This is a genomic window from Pantoea vagans, from assembly GCF_004792415.1.
Lineage (GTDB): Bacteria > Pseudomonadota > Gammaproteobacteria > Enterobacterales > Enterobacteriaceae > Pantoea > Pantoea vagans.
Map to the genome: position 1 here is coordinate 1159270 of NZ_CP038853.1, position 17306 is coordinate 1176575.

15 protein-coding genes and 1 pseudogene are annotated in these 17306 nt (G+C 54.1%); 11 read left to right on the forward strand and 5 right to left on the reverse strand.

Annotated features, from left to right (window positions below; translation table 11 throughout):
* The first annotated feature begins 61 nt into the window (after nt 1-61).
* On the forward strand, nt 62-1294 hold the full coding sequence (gene alaC / locus EGO56_RS05590) for an alanine transaminase (RefSeq protein ID WP_135907920.1): 1233 nt from the start codon (nt 62-64) through the stop codon (nt 1292-1294).
* Nucleotides 1295-1345: 51 nt separating this feature from the next.
* On the opposite strand, the gene ypdK is transcribed toward alaC, so the two are convergent.
* From ypdK to EGO56_RS05605, 3 genes are all read right to left on the reverse strand, one after another.
* A complete protein-coding gene (ypdK, locus tag EGO56_RS05595; protein WP_099257831.1) occupies nt 1346-1420 on the reverse strand; it encodes a membrane protein YpdK in 75 nt (24 codons plus the stop codon).
* A 201-nt stretch (nt 1421-1621) separates the two neighbouring features.
* Nucleotides 1622-2650 carry an HlyD family secretion protein gene (locus tag EGO56_RS05600; RefSeq protein ID WP_013358637.1) on the reverse strand — a complete coding sequence of 343 codons (1029 nt, stop codon included), beginning with the start codon at nt 2648-2650 and terminating at the stop codon, nt 1622-1624.
* Nucleotides 2651-2652: 2 nt separating this feature from the next.
* On the reverse strand, nt 2653-4251 hold the full coding sequence (locus EGO56_RS05605) for an MFS transporter (protein ID WP_135907922.1): 1599 nt from the start codon (nt 4249-4251) through the stop codon (nt 2653-2655).
* Between the two features lie 149 nt (nt 4252-4400).
* On the opposite strand from EGO56_RS05605, the gene EGO56_RS05610 reads away from it, so the two are divergent.
* From EGO56_RS05610 to EGO56_RS05630, 5 genes are all read left to right on the forward strand, one after another.
* Nucleotides 4401-5186 (forward strand): IclR family transcriptional regulator, encoded by a 786-nt coding sequence (locus tag EGO56_RS05610; protein ID WP_010257875.1) that lies wholly within the window; start codon nt 4401-4403, stop codon nt 5184-5186.
* Between the two features lie 7 nt (nt 5187-5193).
* On the forward strand, nt 5194-5646 hold the full coding sequence (locus EGO56_RS05615) for a universal stress protein (RefSeq protein ID WP_013358635.1): 453 nt from the start codon (nt 5194-5196) through the stop codon (nt 5644-5646).
* A gap of 9 nt (nt 5647-5655) precedes the next feature.
* On the forward strand, nt 5656-6462 hold the full coding sequence (locus EGO56_RS05620; RefSeq protein WP_135907924.1) for a hypothetical protein: 807 nt from the start codon (nt 5656-5658) through the stop codon (nt 6460-6462).
* A gap of 264 nt (nt 6463-6726) precedes the next feature.
* Nucleotides 6727-7008: a putative periplasmic lipoprotein gene (locus tag EGO56_RS05625; RefSeq protein ID WP_013358633.1), complete on the forward strand. Its 282-nt coding sequence runs from the start codon at nt 6727-6729 to the stop codon at nt 7006-7008.
* Between the two features lie 512 nt (nt 7009-7520).
* Complete coding sequence (locus EGO56_RS05630; RefSeq protein WP_135907925.1) at nt 7521-8396, forward strand: SMP-30/gluconolactonase/LRE family protein; 876 nt, start codon at nt 7521-7523, stop codon at nt 8394-8396.
* 47 nt (nt 8397-8443) lie between these two features.
* On the opposite strand, the gene EGO56_RS05635 is transcribed toward EGO56_RS05630, so the two are convergent.
* Nucleotides 8444-9670 carry an L-lactate MFS transporter gene (locus tag EGO56_RS05635; RefSeq protein ID WP_135907927.1) on the reverse strand — a complete coding sequence of 409 codons (1227 nt, stop codon included), beginning with the start codon at nt 9668-9670 and terminating at the stop codon, nt 8444-8446.
* A gap of 295 nt (nt 9671-9965) precedes the next feature.
* On the opposite strand from EGO56_RS05635, the gene EGO56_RS05640 reads away from it, so the two are divergent.
* Complete coding sequence (locus tag EGO56_RS05640) at nt 9966-10199, forward strand: hypothetical protein (protein ID WP_033733431.1); 234 nt, start codon at nt 9966-9968, stop codon at nt 10197-10199.
* Between the two features lie 36 nt (nt 10200-10235).
* Here EGO56_RS05640 and EGO56_RS05645 read toward each other — a convergent pair whose 3' ends face one another.
* Nucleotides 10236-11135 carry a DMT family transporter gene (locus EGO56_RS05645; RefSeq protein ID WP_135910529.1) on the reverse strand — a complete coding sequence of 300 codons (900 nt, stop codon included), beginning with the start codon at nt 11133-11135 and terminating at the stop codon, nt 10236-10238.
* 177 nt (nt 11136-11312) lie between these two features.
* Here EGO56_RS05645 and EGO56_RS05650 point away from each other — a divergent pair, with 177 nt between their 5' ends.
* The 4 genes and pseudogenes from EGO56_RS05650 to EGO56_RS05665 form a co-directional block, all read left to right on the forward strand.
* Nucleotides 11313-12191, forward strand: a complete 879-nt coding sequence (locus tag EGO56_RS05650; RefSeq protein WP_135907929.1) for a helix-turn-helix domain-containing protein — start codon at nt 11313-11315, stop codon at nt 12189-12191.
* A gap of 504 nt (nt 12192-12695) precedes the next feature.
* Nucleotides 12696-13232, forward strand: a complete 537-nt coding sequence (locus tag EGO56_RS05655; protein WP_167493420.1) for a type VI secretion system contractile sheath small subunit — start codon at nt 12696-12698, stop codon at nt 13230-13232.
* A gap of 286 nt (nt 13233-13518) precedes the next feature.
* Nucleotides 13519-15870: a type VI secretion system Vgr family protein gene (locus EGO56_RS05660; RefSeq protein ID WP_135907933.1), complete on the forward strand. Its 2352-nt coding sequence runs from the start codon at nt 13519-13521 to the stop codon at nt 15868-15870.
* A 14-nt stretch (nt 15871-15884) separates the two neighbouring features.
* Nucleotides 15885-17261 (forward strand): annotated as a pseudogene (locus EGO56_RS05665) (M23 family metallopeptidase); the annotation flags it as partial.
* Nucleotides 17262-17306: the final 45 nt, after the last annotated feature.

A 17306-nucleotide genomic window follows, 5' to 3' on the forward strand; every position in this document is an offset into this window, starting at 1 on the left:
GTCACCGCAGTGACCCGCGTCGCTCGGACGGTCCGGGCGCTTACGTAATCCAGAGGACATCATGGCTGATAACAGCACACCCCGTCGTTTCTCACGTATTGAACGTTTACCCCCTTACGTTTTCAACATCACTGCTGAACTGAAGATGGCTGCGCGCCGGCGCGGCGAAGATATCATCGACTTTTCAATGGGCAACCCTGATGGCCCGACTCCGCCGCACATCGTCGAAAAGTTATGCCAGGTAGCGCAGCGCGACGACACCCACGGTTATTCCACCTCACGCGGGATTCCGCGTCTGCGCCGGGCGATCTCGCGCTGGTACGCCGATCGTTACCAGGTGGAGATCGATCCTGAATCTGAGGCGATTGTCACCATCGGCTCCAAAGAGGGGCTGGCGCACCTGATGCTGGCGACGCTGGATCATGGTGATACCGTGCTGGTACCGAATCCCAGCTATCCGATTCACATCTACGGTGCGGTGATTGCCGGAGCGCAGGTGCGCTCAGTGCCGCTGGTGGCAGGTGTCGACTTCTTCAATGAGCTGGAACGCGCCATTCGTGAGAGCTACCCCAAGCCAAAAATGATGATCCTTGGCTTCCCGTCCAATCCCACCGCACAGTGTGTGGAACTCGACTTTTTCGAGCGGGTGATTGCGCTGGCAAAACAATACAACGTGCTGGTGATCCACGATCTGGCCTATGCCGACATCGTCTACGATGGCTGGAAAGCGCCGTCGATTATGCAGGTACCAGGTGCGCGTGATGTCGCCGTCGAGTTCTTCACCCTGTCAAAAAGCTACAACATGGCGGGCTGGCGCATCGGTTTTATGGTGGGCAACAAAGAGCTGGTCGCCGCGCTGGCACGGATCAAAAGTTACCATGACTACGGCACCTTTACGCCGCTGCAGGTGGCAGCGATTGCGGCGCTGGAAGGGGATCAGCAGTGTGTTCACGACATTGCAGAGCAGTACAAACGCCGTCGTGATGTGCTGGTCAAGGGATTGCATGAAGCGGGCTGGATGGTAGATAACCCGAAAGCCTCGATGTACGTCTGGGCAAAAATTCCGGACCACTATGCGCATCTGGGGTCGCTGGAGTTTGCCAAACATATGCTGCAGGAGGCGAAAGTCTGTGTTTCGCCCGGTATCGGGTTTGGCGACTATGGTGATACGCACGTGCGTTTCGCACTGATTGAAAACAGCGATCGCATTCGTCAGGCAGTACGGGGAATTAAAGCGATGTTTCGGGCCGATGGCGTTTTGCCAGGCAGCATGAAAACAGAAGAAGAGCACTGACAGCCAGCAGGGGCGACGCAATGGTCGCCCCGTGGCGGCACTGTCACGCCATTACTTCAGCAGCAGAACAAAGGTTCCGAACCAAAGTAACGCGAAAAAAGATATTCCCATCAAGGCATATTTCACAAAGCAACTCCTCTGAGCGGTTACGATGATGGCGATCCCAAACCAGTGCAACGCGAACAGCTGTGGAAAAGAGATCGCCATTTCAGTAATGGTCTGCTCATTTCCGGGTCGATCTGAATAACTCAGAACAGGATCAGGCGCTAATTTACGCGTAATCCTGCCTAAATGAAATAGGTCCGTTCTGAGATATTGCTCACAATTTTACGGCACCTGGATTTCCGGGATCGCCGACATGCCGACACGTAACTGAGCCAGATGCTGTTGGTCACTATCCAGCACAATTTTAACCGGCAGACGTTGAACGACTTTAGTGTAGTTGCCGGTAGCGTTATCGGGAGCAATCGCGGAAAAAGTTGCGCCGGTGGCCGGTGCGATGCTGTCCACGTGGCCGGTAAAGGTCTTGCCTGGCAGGGCATCGACACGGATTTGCACGCGCTGACCCGGACGCACATCGCTTAACTGCGTCTCAAGGTAGTTAGCCGTAATATAGGTCTGCTGCAGTGGTACTACCGCCAGCAGACGGGTTCCGGCTGACACATAAGCGCCAATCCGCACTGAGCGCTGACCGACCATGCCGTCAACGGGCGCCGTGATTCGCGTGTAGGAGAGGTTCAGCCTGGCCTGATCGACGCTGGCTTTAGCCGCTGCGACATCCGCTTCCGCTGAACGCACCGCAGCCTGTAACACGCCGACCTGTTTCACTGCCGACGCCAGCGCAGCCTGACTCTGATGCACCGCTGCCAGCGCCGAGCGCTGGTTAGCGCTGGATTTTTGCTGATCGTCTGCGGCTACGGTACCGCTTTTATAAAGTCGGTTGTAGCGGTCGGCGCTCTGACCGGCATACTGCGCGGACGCCTGGCTGGCCGCGACGCTGGCTTTCTGCTGATCAATCACCGACTGCTGCTGCTCCAGCTGGGCCTGGCTGCTCAGCAGTTTCGCCTGACTCACCTGCAGGTCAGCCTCGGCACTCTCCAGCGCCACACGGTAGTCACGATCGTCCAGCGTTGCCAGCAGCTGACCGGCTTTGACCTGCTGATTATCCTGCACCTGCACATTGCTGATGTAGCCGGAGACTTTTGGCGCGACCAGAGTGTAATCCGCATTGACGTAAGCGTCGTTGGTGCGGTGATCGTTGCCGCTCATCAGTGACCAGACTGCAAAAGCGATGGCCAGTAACACCAGCAGCAGCAGGGTGAGCACCAGAGTTCTTTTCATTTCGAAAGCACGCATATTCAGTTATTCCGGGAGGGGTTTTGAAGCAAAGTTTGAGGCGGCCAGACCCGTTTTGGCAGGATGGCGGTAAGCAATAACAGGCAGGCGGCAAAACCGGTCAGCATCAGCCAGCTGTCGCTCAGACTCAAAACCGTAGCCTGATGACGAACCAGCGTGGCAAATCCGCTGAGATTATCACTGGCGCTGATGCTGCCGTCCGGCAACAGCGGCAGGCTGCGACTGGCCTGATCGGCCGCTGGCGCGGTCATCAGCCAGCTGCGGCTGGCGGCCTGATCAATCAGAACACTGGAGTGAAACTGCTCACGATGGGAGAGGAAAACCTCAACCAGCGTGGAGGCGGTAATGCTGGAGAAGCCGCGTACCGTATTGAACATCGCCGAGGTAAACGGGCCTTCTGGCGGGGCCACCACGCTGGTGGCGCTCATCAGTATCGGCAGAATAATCATCGGTTGCCCGAACGCCTGAAGAATCTGCAGCAGCCAGAAGTTCTGGCGCGCCCACTCACTGGTGATTTGCGAGCCCAGCAGACAGGACGTTACCAGCAAGCCGACGCCCGCCGTCAGCATCCAGCGGCAGTCAATCCAGCGAATATTCAGCAGGGCCGCAATCAGCGGTGCGATCAGCAGTTGCGGCAGGCCGACCGTCAGTGCCAGCGGGGCAAACTCCAGGGTGCGAAAGCCGCTGACCTGAGCAAAATAGGCCGACGGCAGGGCGGAGCCTGACAGACCAAGGATGAGCACGCAGGCCAGTCCCAGCAAGCCGTGCGCCAGATTGGGCCGCCGCAGCATCTGCAATTTAAACAGGGGCAGCGGGTGAAACCACTCATTAATCAGGAAAACCAGCAGCAGCGGCAGCGCGGTCAGCAGCATACCGGCGATCAGGGGCGAGTTCAGCCAGTCGAGACGCTCACCCTGAGTCAGCACCAGAACCAGCAGCGCCACCGCGCTGCAGCCGGTCACCATGCCAAACAGATCGATCTGCTGAAAGCGTTCCGGACGCAGCGGGTCCTGCGGTATCCCCCAGCTAATCAGCACCATGGCAATGAGCATGAATGGCACGACCTGCCAGAACACCATCATCCAGCTGACATGATCGGTCCATAACGACGCCAGTGAGGCCGCCATATTGGGGCCAAACGTCGCGGTCAGGGCATAGCCCGCCAGACCAAACAGCTTAAAGGGCGGCGGCAGAAAGCGCAGGGCGACGGTCATCAGCATCGGCGGCAGTGCGCCACCAAACAGGCCCTGCAGCACGCGCAGGCTGATAAAAAGCGTCGGATCCGGCACCAGCGGCAGCAGAATGCCGGTCAGCATAAATCCTGCCGATACGCCCAGTGTGAAACGCCGCAGCGACAGAGTGACGGCAAACCAGGGCGCGATCATCATGGCAGCGACTTCTGCCGCCTGATAACCGGAAATAATCCAGCTACCCTGATCGTAACCGATGCCTATAGCAGCCCGGATATCTGCCAGCGCGATATCACTGACGCGATCGTTCAGCCCGGAGGTCAGGGCTGCAATGAGCACGCCGACCAGGCCAAGCGCCAGTCGCAGTGTAAAAGGATGAGGGGCCGGCGCGGCGGCAGGCTTAGCATTCATTGCAGGCGATCTCGTTATTATGATGCAGTGTACTGCGATGTGATACAGGGCGTAATATTACATCCCGGTATACTGTATTGCAATGTGGTACAGACTGTAAAAAGTGCGGCATTCGCGCTACAGTAAGGCAGCTCAAACAGGACGACGCTATGGCACATCAACCCTCCAGCCGTGAGGATGAAAAAACGGGCGGCATTCAGGTCATCGCCCGTGCGGCAAAAATTCTTAACGCGCTGGGCGAACAGCCGGGCGGCATGAGCCTCGGCGAGATAGCTCAGGCAGTAGAACTGCCCCGTTCAACGGTGCAGCGCATCGTTGCCGCGCTCGACAGCGCCGAACTGGTGCGCAGCAGCGGGGCAGGCGGACTGCGCCTGGGGCCGGCGCTGTTAAAACTGATTTCCAGCGTGCATACCGATGTGGTCGATCTGGTCAGTCCGCTACTGGAAAAACTCTCTTCTGACACCAACGAGACGGTTTCACTGGCGCGCGCCAGCGGCAGCCAGCTGGCGATTATTCACCACGTGGTGGCATCGCGGGAGCTGCGGGTCGTTCCACATATGGGACTCAATCTGCCGCTCTACAGCACCTCCGGTGGACGGGCACTGCTGGCACTGGAGTGTGAAAAAGATGTGCGGACGATCGTCGGTGACGCCTGGCAGGAGTTAACCGATATGACGGTGAAAACCCTGCCGCAGTTGCTGCAACTTATCAGGGAAGTGCGCGAAACCGGTATCGCCGTGGATCGCGGTGAAACGCTGGAAGGTATCTCTACCATGGCGTTTGCGCTGGATACGCTGTTTGGTCGCTTTTCTGTCTCTTTGCTGGTGCCCTCTGCACGTTTTCTGCGTCACGAAGCCCGTTTTCGTGACGAGATGCTGAAGTGCAAAGAGGCGCTGGTGCGTGAAATCGGCAAAGTCGCCGCGATAGAAGGATAAGCATCTGATGAAAACCCTGCTGATGGCCATTGATCACTCTCCGGTGGCGGAGAAGGTGGTCGCCTTAACCATTGAAGAAGCGCTGGCGCATCGGGCCGATGTGGTAGTGCTGTGCTGCGTGGATCCTGCTTACTCCTCCTGCAATCAGCCGATGGAAATCGATGCGGGTGAAGATCCGGCCGATTTTGTGGCGGCGCAGGATGAGCAGAATACGGCGGAAATGGTGGTGCGCCATGCGCTGGCACCGTTATTGCGCGCGGGCATTAATGCGCGTGGCATGATCCTGGCGGGGGACGCAGCAGACACCATCGTTGCCCAGTCGCAACAGCTTAAGGCCAGTATGATTATCATGGGACGTCGCCATCTCTCCTCTTTTAATCGGCTATTAAAAGGCTCGGTTAGCGCTTCAGTTATTGAGCGTGCTCACTGCCCTGTGCTGATCGATGTGCGTAAGGATTAATCCCGCAGCATGAACTCTCTGCTTTTTATTACGCTGGCCGCGTTTGCGCCGCTGGCGCTGATCGTCATTGTGCTGATCAAAACCACCCGGCTGCGTTTGTGGCAGGGGCTGATCCTCTTTCTGCTGCCACTGATACTGGCAAATCTGCTCTGGTTCAGCTGGGTCGCGCCGCATCAGCAGCAGACTGCTCAGCATGAGCAGGCGGTGAATCAGCTGGCAGAGATGCCTGGCTATCGGGTATTGCAGACGCAGGAACCGGCATTATGGCTGTTGCTTACTCAGGAACTGACCCGGCGGATCCGTGCAGGCGAGCAGCCTGACAGGGCGACAGGTGAACTGCGTGGCTGGCTGATTGAGGTGATTAATCAGCGACTGATGCGCGGAACCGATGCGGCGGTCGTTAACTATATCAGCGTCTCGGTGGAAGAGATGCGGGCGCTGAACCACATCGATCCGGGCCTCTGCTTCCGTTATCTCTATCCGCAGGTGAGTGGTGGCATCAATTTGCAGACCACACTCCCAGCTTCTCTGAATCAGAAAGAGGCCGATGCCATGGAGCTGCTGCTGCTCAATAGCCCGCCACCCGAACAGCCCCTTGATAAACCGCAGGCGCAGGATGATCTGCAAAAGATTGTCGGCCGGCTTTATCTGAAGTGGGGCGATAAACTGCAGCAGCTGAATATGCCTGCCGACACGGCGGTGGATCGCTCTTCGCTGTGTGCCATGTCGATTGACCTCTACAGTGCCATTCTGGCATTACCTGACAAGCGCGCCGCTAACCTGTTACGTAGAATGGTGGCACTGACCGGTCAGTAAACTCGTGTTTAGCGGGCGAAAAAAAGCCCGCTAAGCGCGGGCAGGGAAGAGAGAGGAGCAGATTTTTATTTTTAGCATTTCCTGGTGTGGTGCAGTCTTCGTTTGGTCTGATTACATCCTGTCACTTCCGGCATGATAGTGATAGCCGTTTAATCGTATTACATTAATTGGTAAAAACTTCTCAAGTTTTAATTTTCGCGCATTAATCCTATGGATGCGTGGCATGCTGCGTCATACACTGCGCGGCAACGTGAGGATAACTAAATGAAAAAATTAATTACCGGCGCACTGGCGCTGATTCTGCTGAGTGGATGTACTGCCAGCAAACCCGGGGCATTTGAACGCGTTGATGAAGATCCCAGCTCGAATACCGTGCAGTACCGTTTTGACCCGGCAAAGGTCAATCGGGATGCAATGGATATCGATCTGGCGAATTACTGCAGTAATAAAGGATTTGATAAAGTTGAGGCGCTGCCTGCCCAGGAAAGTCATATTCCGGGGCTGAAGAAAGTGTGGTTCCAGTGTAATTATGCGCTGAAAAGCTAAATAAAACGGGCGGGATAATTATCCCGCCCTTAAAGTTTACTGCTTTTATTTTATGCTGTGTGACATCTTTGCCCGTTAGTGGCGATGGTGACCGCCATGATACCCACCGTGATAACCTCCATAGTAGCCTCCATGATATCCGCCGCCACCCCCGCGGTGCCAGCCATCGTCGTGTCTGGGGCTGATGATACAACCGCTTAGTAATGTCATCAGCGCAACCACCGAAGCGACTTTAATTAATCTCTTCATCGGAAGCCTCTCCTCTTTTTCAATGACTACGACATTACGCTGGAAAAGTGGAGTGAAGATGCAGGCTTTGTAGAGTTATTTAAGAAGATATGACGGAATATTTCAGCGTGCTGTATTTTTCCGCGGCAGGAAATAAGAAAATCGGAATGAGCTGAATAATAAATACTATCAAAGATAATAGTCTTAAAATCAAGCGAAAATAATTCTCATTTGAAAGTTTTTACCACTACATTATTAGCATGTCATTTCAATGGGAGAGAAACATGGCGCATAACGTAAAAAATATTCTGGCGTTACAGGCTGAACTGGGGGAATGCCCGCTCTGGTCATCAGAAGAACAGGTGCTCTATTGCGTCGATATTCTGGCGCCGGCCATTCACCGTTTTGATCCGGTCAGCGGTGAATTGCAGACCTTCCCGCAGGCGGAAGAGGTAGGGTGCATCGGTCTGCGTGAGCAGGGCGGGCTGATAGCCGCATTGCGCAATGGTGTCTGGCTGCTGGATGCGCAGGGTAAACCAGAGAAAAAGATCGCAGAAAATCCCGGTGTGGCCGCGCAAAGTCGCTTTAATGATGGCCGTGTGGATCCCTGGGGTAACTTCTGGTGCGGCAGCCTGTGGGAACCGCAGGATAAAAATGGTGGTCTGTTATGCCGCGTGACGCCTGACCTGAAGATGGAAGTGAAGGCGCAGGACATTAAAATTTCCAACGGGCTGGCATTCTCTCCGGACCGGCAATGGATGTATCACAGCGATACGCCGAATGAGGCGCTCTATCGCTATCCGTTAAGCGAGCAGGGCGAACCGGGTGAGCGCACACTGTTCCGTCGTTTTGACGCGAAAGGGGGTTTACCGGATGGTGCCGCGGTGGATAGCGAAGGTTTTTACTGGTCAGCACAGTTTGATGGCGGACGCGTGGTACGTATCGATCCGCAGAGCAGCGAAATCGTTGATGAGATCCTGCTGCCGGTGAAGTGGCCAACCATGGTGGCCTTTGGCGGTGCCGATCTTAAAACGCTGTTTATCACCAGTTCACGGGAAGATCGCACAGAAGAGGAACTGGCACGTTATCCGCAGTCAGGCGATATCTTTGCCGTGGATGTCGCGGTGGCGGGAATAGCAGAGCCGCGATTCCGCGGCTGAATGTTAACGGGCCGCGCATTGGCGGCCCGTGGTCGTTGCTTGCGAAGTTAGTGGCGCTGCAACACCGGCTCTGCTGTGACGGAACTCTGCGGCAGTCGGATGGTGAGCGACAGGAACAGAGAGATGACCAGCAACGTCATAATCAGGCTGAAGGTGACGGTGAAACCACCAAACAGTGAAGCGACCAGCGAACCCAGCACACTGCCGATACCAAAGCCCAGGTAGAGCAGGCCATAGTTTTTTGTCAGGTTGTTGAGGCCGAAAAAGTCACTGACCAGTGATGGGAACACCGTGATGGTCCCGCCAAAGCTAAAGGCCACACAGGCGAGTGACAGGAAGAAGGTGACCTCATTCATTCGGGTAAACAGCAGCACACTCATACCGATCAGCGACACAACCTGCGCCAGCGAAATGACCCGGATACGCAGCATTTTGTCGGAGAGCACACCCAGCACCAGACGACCACTCAGGTTAGCTATCGCAATCACCGTTACCGCGCTGGCAGCAGTTTGCGTGGAGAGATGCACCAGACCTTCGCCGATATCTTTGGCAACCCCTATCACATAGAGGCCACTCATACAGGCGGTCAGGAACATCAGCGCCAGCATCCAGTACTGCGGCAGACGCACTGACTGCGCCAGCGTGTAATCCCGCGCAAGTTGCTGACCTTGGGCGGTGGTCCCGGTCTGCTGCAGTGGCGCTTCACGCATCAGCAGCGCACCGAGAATAATCATCGACATGGCCAGCACGCCCCAGATCATAAAGGTCTGCTCCAGACCGACCGTTGCCAGCAGTGCTCCGCAGATAAACTTGAATCCCAGACTGCCAAGGCCGTAAGCGCCAATTGCACAGGCCGAGATCATCCCCTTACGCTCAGGGAACCATTTCACGCAGTTTGACAGCGTCATCAGGTAACCGGCACCATCGGCCAGACCGACCAGCAGTCCGGCACTGAAGTAGAGCATCATCAGGTTATTTGCGTGCGCGGTGAGCCAGAAGCCCAAAGCCATCAGTACACCCGCACCAATAGTGACGCGGCGTACGCCAAAACGTTCCTGTAATTTTCCGGCCAGTGAAGAGGCGATAGCCAGCCCTAAACTCAGCAGGCCAAAGGAAAATGCGACCTGACTGATCGGTGCATCCAGCTTTTGTGACAGCTGGCCGTTGAATAAACTCCATGTATAAACTGACCCCAGCGCAAACTGAGTGATTACCGTTCCGAACAATGTAAGCCAGCGGGAACGCTGGTAAGACGCCTGTTGAGTCTGGTTCATAATTTATCTCTCCCGTCCGGGAATCTGGAAACTGCGGTCAGAATAAAGCAGTGATTCGCGCGCGTGAGCAACAAAGGTATGAACGGAACATATCAGGGAATGAAATGCCATTCAGGCGGTATGAATGACACAACGCAGCTCTGCGGCGATAATGCAGCATTGCGTTAAAAGTAACCAAAGCGGCAGCTTAATCAATAAGCGTAACTACCCGTAATAGAATGTTTCAGCGAGCCGGTTATGTGAGCAACCTTCCGGATCTTTTGCCAGACTGAGAGTTCACTTATCAGGAGGAAATATGAAAGACCGGACATATGAATCCACCACCAGTGAGGACGAAGTTTGCTGCATCATCGGTCAGGCGGTGATTGAACTCAGTACAGAACAACAGCCTGTGACCAAATCGACGCTGGCATTGAAACTGCTGTCGATGGCCGACCGTGATAGTGACGATGAGCGTGTTCTGCTTTACTGGATTGCGCGCAAAGCGATCAATCAACCACAGAAACTTCTTCAGCAGCAGTGGGCATAACGCCCATCCGGACGCGGGCCTGAGCCCACCTCCGCGTCAGATGATCACCCGGCGACGGCTTGCCGGCCAGCGGGCAAACATGACGATATTGCCCAGTAGAATCATGACAAGGCCAGGGATGGCGCTGACATGCCATTCATACCCTTCGTAACGGGTCGAAAGTGCCAGCGCAACCAGTGGAAACAGAACGGTTGTATAGGCAGCCCGACTGGCTCCGATACGTCCCACCAGCGTAAAGTAGGCCCCGAAACCCATCACCGATCCCACGATAGCCAGATAGGTTAATGCGCCAATCCACTGGACATTCCATATTGGCTGTAGTGAAACACCCTGAAGCAGTGAGACCAGTGCCATCATCAGCGCGCCATACAACATGCCGTAACTGTTGGTTGTCAGCACGTCGCGTTGCAGACGCTGATGCCGCTGACTGATCATATTGCCGAATGAAAATCCCAGCGTGCCCAGCGCACTCAAACCAATTCCCCACATCAGCCCGGCAGAGGCCTGCGTACTGCGCAAATCGTGCCAGAACAGCGTAACAATGCCGGCCATGCCCAGCACGATTGCCGGAATCAGACGTGCGGAAGGGCGCTGACGGAAAAAGATCCAGCTGTTTATCGCATTGTACATTACCGCCATAGAGAAAATGACCGACTCCAGTCCGCTGCTGATATAGCCTGAAGCGTAATAGAAACAGACAAAGTTAAAACCAAAGACGCAGCAGCCCTGCAGCACGCAGAAAAGATGATCGCGCAGCGTCAGCCTGTGTAGTCGTTTTATCAGCTTAAGCAGCAATAACATGACCAGTGAAGCCAGTAAAAATCGCCAGAACACGGCAACCGTCACGGCCCCCATGCCAGCAGTCTGTTGTGCATAGATCGCAATCCAGGTTGTGCCCCAGATGAGTACGACAGAGAGATACAAAAACAGGTTCATTGCCAGGTTCTCCACCATAAAACGTCGAGTCTGCAATGGTAACGCGCACGGGTCTTGCAGCGGATTGCGCCGGGTTTGTAAAATCTTGCGCATTTTTATCCTCTGTCCCGATGTGACCTGTTTTCTGTCCCCCACAATCCGTAAACTGGCCTTCTGTTAATCTGAACTGATACCCCGATGCGTACCTATCAGACCTTTGAAATGCTGCAACGCCACAAAGCACAACTGCGCGATCAGGTACAACTCAATAATGGCATTCAGCTGGCCGCCTGGTTTAATAGTGGCGATCGCGTTACCAATCTGAGCGATCATCACACGCTGAGCCTTTATGTGGCGGGCGGCTACGATACCTGGCATAAAACAGCGCACGGCTGGCGTAACGGTGGTGCGCCGGATCGCTTCTGTCTGATGCCCGCAGGCACGGAATCAACCTGGGATTTGCGTGCCGACCTCGCTTTTGTTCATCTCTATTGCAGCGAGAATCAACTGCGGCACCTGGCCGAACAGGTCTGGGACCGCAGCCCGGCACAGTTAAATCTGCATGAGAAAGTCTTTTCCGCTGATGACCGCATTACCCAGCTTTATCGGCACTTTCTGCTGAGCAGCGACTGGCAACAGCCCGCCAGTCAGCTGACATTAAGCAGCGCATCAACCCTGCTTCTGACCCATCTGTTGCAGCACTACAGTGAGGTTAAATGGCAACTGCCACAGGTGCGGGGCGGACTGGCTCCCGTGGTGTTACGGCGTGTTCTGGAATTTATTGAAACCCATCTCGACCTGCCATTAACCCTTTCAGTGCTGGCGCAGGAAGCGGCATTGAGTGAGTTTCACTTTGCCCGTATGTTCCGTCATACCACTGGCGAAGCGCCGCACCAGTTCGTGATGCGTTGTCGTATGGATCGTGCGCGAACATTGCTTGATCGGCACGACCTGACGCTGACTGAGATAGCGCTTCAGTGTGGTTTCCACTCTTCAGCGCATTTCAGCCACCGTTTCCGTCAGGTTTATGGCATGACGCCTTCGGCATGCCGACAGGGGAGTCACGGAAAGTCTTAGCGGCAAATGAAGCGAAATACAGTGCACATCCACGCTATTAGTCATTAACATTACTTATGAAATTATCTAACTTTTTGAGGAGATGTTTCTTTTTCAATTTCTGTCTTAAACGAGCAATAACTTTCTCAGCCGCACTTTTTAGCAATCGGGTATTTCCAATCCTGACTCTGAAACTGATCGCTTCTTGAAACATCTCTTAGTGCATGATGACAAACATATTTACGCCGATTGCATGAGAAAATTCTTATATATCAGTAAGGTGCTGGGGTATCTGCAGTTCATTTATTATTTACATATAGTTACATTTTATAATTTTATTTATTCAGTCTGCTTTTTTTAAACTCGCAATATGAGTGTTTTGCTCAAACGCCCGTTACGGCTTTGCACTCTCGCAATACGTCACATCGCCAGTAAATGGAATGTACTCGCTAGTGACACAGCTCCTGCTTTTTACTGAATGTTTAAAGATGGGAATGTTCTTGCACTAAAAATACAAGGATGGTTATGTTCAGTGCTTATCAGTCCGAAATCCTCAAAACCCGCGTTATTAGCCAGTTCAGCATTCACTCCTGTCACCCACACAAGAACGTCGGGCTGCCCCTTAAAATAGTCCTGGCCGCACACGACACCCACTGCTGGGTACAGTGTCCGCTTTCCGGATGCAAAAAGACTAACGACAAGAATAATTTTGACAGCGCACCCGCTGATCTTGCCCCGGCTATAAGCCTGTCATTAGCGAATAATCTGGCGGGCGATGGTGCCGAAGAGGGCACTGACTTCACTTCTCACGCTATAAAAGATTTCGAACCAGAGGAGGTCATGCCTCAGCTCCCCCGGTGTGAAGCAATATTCTCAATGCGAAGCCTGCTTCATGACCTCAAAGCCAGACTGCTCAACAACATCACCTTTCTTAAAGAGCGGGGAAAATCACCTGGACCTGCACAGACGGCGACATCATTCATTCCTGTTGCGGGAACGAACAGGCCACGACGTAAGCCGCAGGTGGATCGTCTTCTCTGTCCACGTTGTTGTTTTTGCTGAACCTACGCCCGCTCGGGCGGTAAGCAAATAAAATCACAAACTACCCGCCCGACCGTATGCGCTTTGGTCCCTTTCTCAGGTAACAGCGATGGGCGGTAGCGTGTGCCACGTCGACTGCCGGTGCACGCAACGTTGACAGCCTGCTGAAACAATAAGTTTTGCCAGTGTTGAGTCTGTAACTGCTGGTCCACATGGATAACACACATAAATCTCAGTCCTTATACCTTAACTGGCCTGAGCAAAAGGATGTCGGGCTGGAATTTGACCGTACACAAGGAGTGCACGCATGAGCAGTAATCCCCCAATCTGGTTCAGCCACAATCATCACAGGCTTGCGGTAAAAGGCTGCGAAGCAGACCTCGATGTGCTGGCGTTTGAAGGCGATGAAGCCTTGAGCCGGCCATTCAGCTACCGTATTGAGTTCACCAGCAGTGACCATGCTATCAGCAGAGAGATGATGCTGATGAAAGCGGCTTCCCTGACGCTGCAGGCTCCGGTTGACCAGGGGTTTGGCATTAAAATGCAGCGGGTCGTGCGTACCCTGCAGGGGGTGGTAAGTGGATTCGAACGCCTCAGAACCTCCAAGGATGAAACGCTTTATGCCCTGACGCTCCAGCCACGTCTGGCGCTGCTAAATCGCTCGCACCAGAACGCCATTTACCAGGACATGTCCGTCCCGCAAATCGTGGAAAAAATTCTGCGCGAGCGCCACAACATGCGCGGTCAGGATTTTCTGTTCTCACTCTCAAAAGAGTACCCGCGCCGTGAGCAGGTGATGCAGTACGGCGAGGACGACCTGCACTTTATAACCCGCCTGCTGGGTGAGGTTGGCATCTGGTTCCGTTTTACCACCGACACGCGCCTTAACATTGATGTAGCAGAGTTCTGTGACAGCCAACTGAGTTACGAGAAAGGCCTGACGCTGCCATCCGTTCCGCCATCAGGTCAGCATTCAGAGGGCGTGGACTCGGTCTGGGGTATGGAAAGCCATTATAGCGTGGTTCAGAAGCAGGTCAGCACCCGTGATTACAACTATCGTCAGGCCACGGAAGACATGAACACCCTGGTGGATGCAACCCGCGGGGATGCCACCACCTATGGCGATGCCTATCACTATGCCGACAACTACCTGACGCCGGGCAGCATCTATGAACGCAACCCGGTGCCGGAGTCCGGTGCGTTTTATGCCCGCATTCGTCACGAACGCTACCTGAATGGCCAGACGCAGATCCGTGCCATCACCAGCTGCCCGACACTTTCTCCGGGTCAGGTATTAAAAGTGACCGGCGGGTACGAAGTGGCAGACGTGTTTGCGCATGGCGTGGTCGTCACCGCGATGCACAGCCATGCGCGGCGTGATGAAGATTTTGGCGTCAGGTTTGACGGGATCCCGGACAGCATGGATTTTGGTTTCCGTCCTGAGCCTGGTTCACGCCCGGTAATGGCCGGCACCTTACCCGCCCGCGTCACCAGTACCACCGAAAATGACACCTACGGACATATCGATAAAGACGGGCGCTATCGCGTCAACATGCTGTTCGACCGTGATAACTGGGAGACCGGATTCGAGAGCCTGTGGGTACGGCAATCCCGCCCGTATGCTGGCGATACCTACGGTCTGCATCTGCCGCTGCTGGCGGGCACCGAAGTGGCGATTGGCTTTGAGGACGGTAACCCGGACAGACCGTACATCTCCGGCGTGCTGCACGACTCGGCACATGGCGACCATGTCACTATCCGCAATTACAAACGTAACGTCCTGCGCACCCCGGCGAACAACAAAATCCGTCTCGACGATGAGCGCGGGAAAGAACATATCAAGGTCAGTACGGAGTTCGGTGGCAAGAGTCAGCTCAATCTCGGTCATCTCGTGGATGCTGAGAAGCAGAAGCGCGGCGAGGGGTTTGAACTCAGAACCGACAGCTGGGGTGCGATACGGGCGCAGAAAGGGCTGTTCATCAGCGCTGATGGTCAGACGAAAGCGCAGGGCCAGGTGCTGGAGATGCAGCCGGCGATGAGCAATCTGGGTGACGCCCGTGAGCAGATGACATCCATCTCCGATGACGCGCAGAAGGCGACCGCGAACCCGGCCGATCTCCAGGCGCAAATTAAACTGCTGGAACAGCAGCTGACAGACCTCAAAAAATCAGTACTGCTTCTCAGTGCGCCAGAGGGGATGGCGCTGACCAGCGGACAGCATCTGCAGGTATCTGCTGGCAAGAACCTGATAGCCACTGCCGGTAAAAATGCCGACGTCAGCGTGGTGAAAAATCTGTTCATCGGGGTGGGTAATGCCCTGAGCGTGTTTGTGCGCAAGCTGGGGATTAAGCTCATCGCGAACCAGGGGCCTGTGAGGATCCAGGCACAGAATGACCTGATGGAGCTTATCGCTCGTGGAGAAATCAGCGTCGTCAGTACCGAAGATCGTATCGAGATTATTGCCAGGAAGCAGGTCACGATCAACGGGGGTGGAAGCTATATCACCCTCGATGCCAATGGCATTGAATCTGCCACACAGGGGGAGTACCGGACTAAAGCCGGGCATTACGGACGAAAAGAAAAGGCTAACAAGCCAGAAGACTTCCCGAATGTGGCTCCTGAAACCACAGAACCTTCCAGTAAATTCAGCTTTTCCTGACAAGGAGTCAGTTTATGATTATCAGCCTACCGCTTTTGAAAGCGAAAGATGCCCATGAAACTGATGCGGCCTGGATTGAAAGAGTCATGACCGTAGTTGACCGCCGTGGGTATCCGGTTAACGGTTATGGTTCGTGGCATGGCGGAATACATATACGTCAGACTGACGAAGGGAGACCTGCTGAGAGCGTGCGGGCGATAGCGTATGGTACCGTAGTTTCACTCCGCAAAAGCTCAGACAAGCGCGATCAGGCACCATTTAACATCAACGCCGATAAACCCAATACAAAGGGGAGTGATGATGGTTATGTGCTGATAAAGCATGAAACCGAGATCGGTAGCGGTGATGAAGCAAAAGTGGCTTTCTACTCCCTATACATGCACCTGAAGTCGCTGGCTGAAACTGTTAAAGCCGGTGAGAAAGTTTACCGTAAGGATCCGTTAGGCCTTCCGGGCATGGTGGATGGAGTCAATGCTTTCCATTTCCAGATTTTCTGCGATGACGACAACATCAGCAAGCTGACGGGCAGGAAAACAGGAGAGCTGGATATTTCGAAGAATGGCCGCACTGATGCGGTTTACGGTGATATTCACTTTTATCTGCCTCCGCAGACAAAGTTTTATGACAAGGCCCCAGCAGATAACAGCACGTCTATCACCGGACTTTCTGAGCTCTATACCAGCAATGCGCCTCTGTATGCCAGCATGACTCTGGCCCAAGGCAACTGCACGATGGTAACGCGGCAGAAAAATACGCAGGTTGACGGGAAATATGATCTGCTGGGCGAGCCACTGGTTAATGCTGATGGCAATGACTACGAATACAATCTCTATAAAACCGCGATGCGGAATTATAAGGAAAGCCCGAGTGCCGGGTTCGAATTACTTCGCTTTGGGCGGGTAATCAACACGGACAATGAAACCCTCGTACCGGCAGACGCGCCATTATGGATGACGGTCAATTACCCCGGGGGAAAGGGGGTAGTCAATCTTGCTGATTCCGGTATTAAAAAGTTTAGTGACGCTGATTTCCCTCACTGGACGGGCTGGCAGTTGGTTGATGACGATAGTGACAGCGACAGCCAGTGTAATTCAGCCGCCATTAAGAAACTTCAGAAAGATGGTGAGTTCGGTAACCAGTGCGGAAAGCTAATCTGTCATTTCCCGTTTGAATGGGAAAGAAGTACGATCGACACCCGCTTCTCGTGGCTGAAAACGGGAAGTGAAGAGCATGATCCGATGACGGAAGAAGATTACGAAAAATTTAAAGCTCATGCAGAAGCGCTGTGCTTCGAATCAGCATTCAGTAGCGGAAGCATTTGGCACTTCAATCCCACTAAACTTATAAATAATTTGAGAGCGTGCGGCTGGCTTAGCCATGAAGAAATTTCCTCCATGATTCCAAGGAAATATTATGAAGGCTACCCCAGCAAACAA